Annotated in this window: 5 protein-coding genes and 1 tRNA gene; 2 read left to right on the top strand and 4 right to left on the bottom strand. The window is 40.9% G+C overall.

All coding sequences use genetic code 11. The annotated features are described in order from the left end of the window. Nucleotides 1–9: 9 nt before the first annotated feature. From rpmJ to BO222_RS10190, 3 genes are all read right to left on the bottom strand, one after another. Nucleotides 10–123 carry a 50S ribosomal protein L36 gene (gene rpmJ, locus BO222_RS10205; RefSeq protein WP_075819078.1) on the bottom strand — a complete coding sequence of 38 codons (114 nt, stop codon included), beginning with the start codon at nt 121–123 and terminating at the stop codon, nt 10–12. Nucleotides 124–138: 15 nt separating this feature from the next. After that, entirely contained in the window at nt 139–357 is a 219-nt protein-coding gene (gene infA, locus BO222_RS10200; RefSeq protein ID WP_075820699.1) for a translation initiation factor IF-1, read from the bottom strand. A gap of 339 nt (nt 358–696) precedes the next feature. Continuing rightward, nucleotides 697–1,695 (bottom strand): rod shape-determining protein, encoded by a 999-nt coding sequence (locus BO222_RS10190; protein ID WP_075820697.1) that lies wholly within the window; start codon nt 1,693–1,695, stop codon nt 697–699. A gap of 467 nt (nt 1,696–2,162) precedes the next feature. Here BO222_RS10190 and BO222_RS10185 point away from each other — a divergent pair, with 467 nt between their 5' ends. Both BO222_RS10185 and BO222_RS10180 read left to right on the top strand, forming a co-directional pair. Beyond that, a complete protein-coding gene (locus BO222_RS10185; RefSeq protein ID WP_075820696.1) occupies nt 2,163–2,537 on the top strand; it encodes a hypothetical protein in 375 nt (124 codons plus the stop codon). A gap of 38 nt (nt 2,538–2,575) precedes the next feature. Continuing rightward, nucleotides 2,576–2,651, top strand: a tRNA-Gln gene (locus tag BO222_RS10180). Nucleotides 2,652–2,767: 116 nt separating this feature from the next. Here BO222_RS10180 and BO222_RS10175 read toward each other — a convergent pair. After that, a complete protein-coding gene (locus tag BO222_RS10175) occupies nt 2,768–3,265 on the bottom strand; it encodes a hypothetical protein (protein WP_143357002.1) in 498 nt (165 codons plus the stop codon). Between the last annotated feature and the right edge of the window lie 346 nt (nt 3,266–3,611).

The following is a 3,611-nucleotide window of genomic DNA, read 5'->3' as shown; positions in this document are numbered from 1 at the left end:
TATTCCTTATTAACCTTGTCTCTGCTTATGTTTTGGGTTTTCACAGATGACCATGACTCTGCCTTTACGGCGGATAACACGGCATTTATCGCAGATCGGTTTAACAGATGGTCTAACTTTCATGTTGTGTCATTCTCCTTACTTGCGTCTGAATGTAATACGCCCACGTGTTAAGTCGTAAGGTGAAATTTCGACTGTGACACGATCGCCTGGTAAAATGCGAATGTGATGCATACGGATTTTACCAGAAACGTGAGCTAAGATTTCGTGTCCGTTTTCCAATTTGACTTTAAAAGCCGCATTTGGAAGTGTGTCCGTTACGATACCATCGAGTTCGATCATATCCTGTTTAGCCATTGAGTTTGTCCCTCCAATTCAGAAATGATGCAGGCATAAAAATGCCAAATATCACTATACCGATGGGCGGGAATTTTTGCAACGAAAAAGAGCAGAAGACCTCTGCTCTGAAATTATACCGACTAAAAAACCCGCCATAAAAGTTGATTGACCGGATCAGAACTCGAATTTTTGCAAATTCATATACTCTTCGACCAGACTTTTCATCATTAGACCATTCATCATCAGACTGTTCATGACGATTCATCTTCATCCATTGATTGATCTTCTGGCAGGATCCTGTTCATTAATTAACCGAGTTTTAGTTAACCGAGTATTCATTCCTTATCGGTCCCTTATTTATAGCTCTGCTTTTTGCAGCAGAGAGCTGAGTCCCTGGATCACTGTCAGGCTGGGCTCATCGGTGCAATAAATTGGCAATCCGCATAAATTGGATAGTGAAGACGCTAAACCTCTGAGCTTCAGGCATCCTCCGCATGCAACGATTCCCCGCATGATGATGTCCTGCCGATCAGATGGATCGAGCGCTTCCAGAAAAGCGGTAATCCATATCGCCCATTGCTCTAAAATAGGTTCCAGAACCTGTGCAATCTGATTTTCATCAATGACTGCACTTTCAAGATTATGCGTATCCAGACTGATTCCCCGAATTTCCATGGCTTTGGGTCTGCGAACAGGTATAAAGCCTCCAAGGTTTTCCTTAATGGATTCAACTGTTTCTTCTGAGACCAGCAGCCGTTTCTGATCGTGAAACCAACCAGTAATCTGCCGGCTGACTGCCTGCCCATTCATTGAAAACCCACTTTTTTCAATCAGCTGTCCCTTGGCATAAACCGCAATCTCACAATTTTCATGACCAATATTCATGATACCGCTGGCTACAGGGGCATACAGATCAATGCGGCTGCCTAAAGCTGAAAATAAAATCTCCTGATCAAAATATACTTTTTCAGCTCCAAGATGAATCAGATGCTCTTTTAGGACCTGTACATCCTGAGAGCTGAGCATGGTTGGATAGGATAGAGCGATAACGGTTTTCTTAAACATTCTAAAAATTCCGGTATCCAGGCACAACTGTTCAAGAAAAGTATCCAGTGCAGGAAAATTCACCACATTATTTTCCAGCGGCCGTATGACTCTGACTTCATCGTCTGATAATCCCCGCATCTGCCACGCCTGTTCTCCGATAGCCAGACATTGCCCCTTTCGGTCTACCGCCAGAACACAGGGTTCATCAAAAACAAGACCTTCATCTTCAAGTAGGACGCGCACTCGGCTTGATCCGATATCGATTCCAGCGAGAATCGTTTTTGGTTTCCTTTTTTCCTTCGCTTTCATCCTTCACACTCCCTTCTTCAAACGCAGAGATATATAAGAAATTCTATTTTATTTTTACTCTATAACTAAAGATTGTATTCTTTTGCGTTTTTGTTGAGTTTAACTGCTCAGTACTCTAATAGAGGCCTATTTGGTTTAATGCTATAAAAAGATTATTTTAATTCAACGATATTTACAACCAGTCTTCAAATTTGCGCAGTTATCCGCATTCTTTTGTTCTGAGCTGTTCAGGAATCAAAGTTTAATGGATGATGGGCAGAAACTTCTTAAAAGTCACTTCTTATTTTTAGAATAAACTTGCATTCCGATACTTACTGATGAATAAACCCATACTGCCTTTACACTCATCTGAGCATGTACGATTACCCAGAAGACAAAACTTAAATTCAAATTCCCCTCTAAAAAATCATCCACTAAACCTCTTTATTTTTATTGACCAGCCTCATCGGACAAGCGGATTGCGCTTTTTGATTCATCTGGAAAATTCTATGCGGTTTATGGATTTTATCAATGTGAACCCTTATGTCTTTTTATCTTCGGATCAGCAAAAAGCTGAGTCCATATCCCGAAAATACCGCTTTGAATTTCCGATGATTGCAGATTCGGATCACGAAATCTCCAAGCACTTCTCCTGTATCATTAACAAGGAAGTTTTTGGAGTCAATCGACAGGTATTTCGTCCCTGTCTGCTTTTACTGGATCAGGACCAGATTCTCTGTCAGTTCAGGCAGGCAAATGCAGGAATTTTAAGAAACATCCTGGAAAAAGCAATCAGAATACAATTTCAGGTTCTTGAAAAAGCTTTATCTCAATCATTTGACAAGAAAAACTCAAATTGGTAATATAAATTAGATTCTGATGGTTTGCCCACAGAAGAAGTTGGGGTATAGCCAAGCGGTAAGGCACAGGACTTTGACTCCTGCATTGCCCTGGTTCGAATCCAGGTACCCCAGCCATTTGAAAATAATCTCTGTTTACTATTCAGAGCTTTCTATACATAAAAGCGTCTTTGGTTTCTGCACACAGGAATCAAAGACGCTTTTAATTTTATCTGTTTTTTTCATCCTGGAAACTATGGTCGTTGTGTATCCATCATCTGATGAACTTTACCAGAAAAGGCGATCCAGAACATCACCATAAAAAATAAAACCAGACAGAGCAAAGTCCATTCACCCGGCAGCTTCATTGTTTCTAATGATTTAAACAGTGCAGCCGGATGGCCTGTTTTCATTGAAAAAACAAACGTATAAACATTTATTGCTCCACAGAATATGGTCAATGCCGGAATCAGTCTGAATGCCAGCATCAGAATATTCTTTCCTTCCTGCTCGTCCAACGTATTCATCTGCTGCTTTTGTTTTTTCGTGAGTCTGGCAATCACATCCTGATTTTGTTCGATGCGTTTTTTTCTGTCTTTGGTCAGATGGATGACATAACAGGCACTCAAAAGGACAGCTGCATTTCCTAATCCATACCAGCCAATCCATGGCGTGACAAAAGCAAGAACCGTACTGATGGCTCCCCACAAAAACCAGGCTGAATTAAACCTGTTGATTACATTTCGATTCAAAAAATTCATCTCCTTGCTTTATGCGTTCTGAGCAGCTTACCGTAACTGTTAAACCACCAATTTAACTAATAAAGGTTGTTGGGTCTTACGGCTAACCCAACACAGGTACAGGCTAAACTGAAATCATCGACAGAAGGCTATCTTTCTTGTAAACATCCTGCTGATTCCAACACCTGTACCCATGTTTTATTTGAATCAATCCATCCGGTTTAATGAACTTCAACTTCTTATTCCAATATTTGCATTCATTCTTTTTGACTTGCTCTTTTCAGGCTCATACCATTCCGTAAATCCAAGGGCTCGCCGGGCAATCACAAAAGCGGCCGCCTGATGAGTACTGGTCTGA

Origin of the sequence: Ileibacterium valens (genome assembly GCF_001945525.1) — a bacterium.
In the GTDB taxonomy this organism is placed as follows: Bacteria; Bacillota_I; Bacilli_A; order Erysipelotrichales; family Erysipelotrichaceae; genus Ileibacterium; species Ileibacterium valens.
The sequence above is the reverse complement of the archived record's forward strand: the minus strand, read 5'-3'. Positions and strand labels throughout refer to the sequence as shown.

Excerpts from the sequence above, each read along its gene's own strand:
- BO222_RS10190 (WP_075820697.1), bottom strand. The coding sequence starts at position 1,695 with ATGAAAGCGAAGGAAAAAAGGAAACCAAAAACGATTCTCGCTGGAATC.
- rpmJ (WP_075819078.1), bottom strand. The coding sequence starts at position 123 with ATGAAAGTTAGACCATCTGTTAAACCGATCTGCGATAAATGCCGTGTT.
- infA (WP_075820699.1), bottom strand. The coding sequence starts at position 357 with ATGGCTAAACAGGATATGATCGAACTCGATGGTATCGTAACGGACACA.